The organism is Pseudomonas sp. B37(2017) (genome assembly GCF_002112885.1).
In the GTDB taxonomy this organism is placed as follows: domain Bacteria; phylum Pseudomonadota; class Gammaproteobacteria; order Pseudomonadales; family Pseudomonadaceae; genus Aquipseudomonas; species Aquipseudomonas paraglycinae.
Genome location: NZ_NEIX01000025.1, coordinates 1 through 1,650, shown reverse-complemented (window position 1 = coordinate 1,650; position 1,650 = coordinate 1). Strand labels below are relative to the sequence as shown.

The window sequence follows — 1,650 nt, the reverse complement described above, 5'->3', positions numbered from 1 at the left end:
CGGTGCGTGTCAAGGCACCTGTCGCCTTGTTCCAATCGTTGTTAGCCAGTTGAACCCTTAAAATCAGGGCGCTCTGGGTTTAAATACACCGCATCAGCTAGTTTCCAGTTGCGTGTCCGAGTGCTCCAACGGCTCGGATTAGCTTTTCTGGCATCCTCATAAAGCGCTGCTCTTGCTTGTAATAGCATCGTCGCTTTGCCTTCGTGCCTCTCGTTTGGTGTCACGTATTTCAAAGCGCTATGGCGATGATCTTCGTTGTACCACTCGATGAATTTCTGCACCCAAAGCCTTGCATCAATGACCGTATCAAATGGTTGATCCGGCCAGAGCGGGCAGTACTTTGCAGTGCGGAAAAGTGCCTCTGCATATGCGTTATCGTTACTTACCCTTGGCCGGCTAAAAGAAGGCTCGACGCCAAGTGCAACCATGCTTTCACGCAACAAAGAACCTCTCATCACGTGTCCGTTATCCGAGTGCAGCACCAGCGGGCGACCCGCTGTATGTTCACGTAAGCATCCCTTTCTAAGCAGCTCGCATGCGTGTTCGGCGCATTCCACCTCGTGCACTTCATTGGCGACCAGTTTGCGGCTGTAGACATCCTTGACCATGTACCAGTAAAAAAATCGACCTCTGACGGTGCTTGGCAACCAAGTGATATCCCAGCACCACACCTGGTTGGGGCCATCGGCACAATGTGTCGTCAGCACCCTACGTTTCGGGGCTTTGGTTCGGCCGCGACGCACGTTTTGATGAGCCGCTTTTAACACTCGGTAAAACGTCGATTCCGAAGCCAGATAGATGCCTTCATCGGCCAGTTTGGGGACGATCTGGTGCGGAGTAAGGCTGGCGTAGCCAGCCTGATTGGCAGCATCAAGTACCGCTTGGCATTCCGACTCACTGAGCTTGTTAGCCGGAGCTGCCCGTTTAGCCAGCAGTCGCCCATCACAGTCAGCGTATCGCCAGCGCTGGACTGTACGCAGGCTCAACCCCAACTCATTGCAGGCTCGATATCGACGAGCGCCGCTCTGCACTGCGTCTGCAATCAACTTCATGGCTTGCGTACGATCAGCGGCGTTAATCAGTCTTCCTTGTCCTTGCCCCAGATCGCATTGGCTTTTTTTCTGAGCTCCAGCAAGGCCACCGCCTCCGCACGTCCGGCATCTGACTGGATCAATTGACGCTCAAGTATTTTGATACGCCGTTGCTCGGCCGTTTTAGAGGTTCGAGAGTTGAGATCAACGACCGGATTGGCGTTTTGACAGGCCAGTCGCCACTGTTGAATTTGCTCAGGGTAAATGCCCTTTATCCGGCAATACTGAGAAATTTCCACCTCGCTCAACGGCGCGGTTTCCATAACAGCATTGAATTTATCGGCGCTAGACCATTGGTCACTGGTTTTGCCGTTTCCTGGAACGATCAAGCCTTTGTCTCTGGCCATTTGTCTCCAGTTTCGCAGCGACTGTGGTGTGAGATTGAGTGCAACGGCAAGTTCTGCCACTGACCGATTAAAGGGCGGCATCATTTGCAAAACGACCCAGTCTTTGAAGTCGCTGTCGTAGCGCTTGCCTAAATTGGACATTGTTATGCACCTTCACCCTCTTGAATGAACGAGTCAATCAACAAGGGCGACAGGTAGCCTGACACAGAGGG

General features: G+C 52.8%; 1 protein-coding gene. It reads right to left on the bottom strand.

The window, feature by feature from the left end:
• Positions 1-41 precede the first annotated feature (41 nt).
• Positions 42-1,579, bottom strand: a protein-coding gene (locus CAF90_RS29030) for an IS3 family transposase (protein WP_139834536.1) whose coding sequence is annotated in 2 segments (ribosomal slippage) — positions 42-1,129 and positions 1,129-1,579 — 1,539 coding nt in all. Because the reading frame shifts where the segments join, the coding sequence is not laid out codon by codon here.
• Between the last annotated feature and the right edge of the window lie 71 nt (positions 1,580-1,650).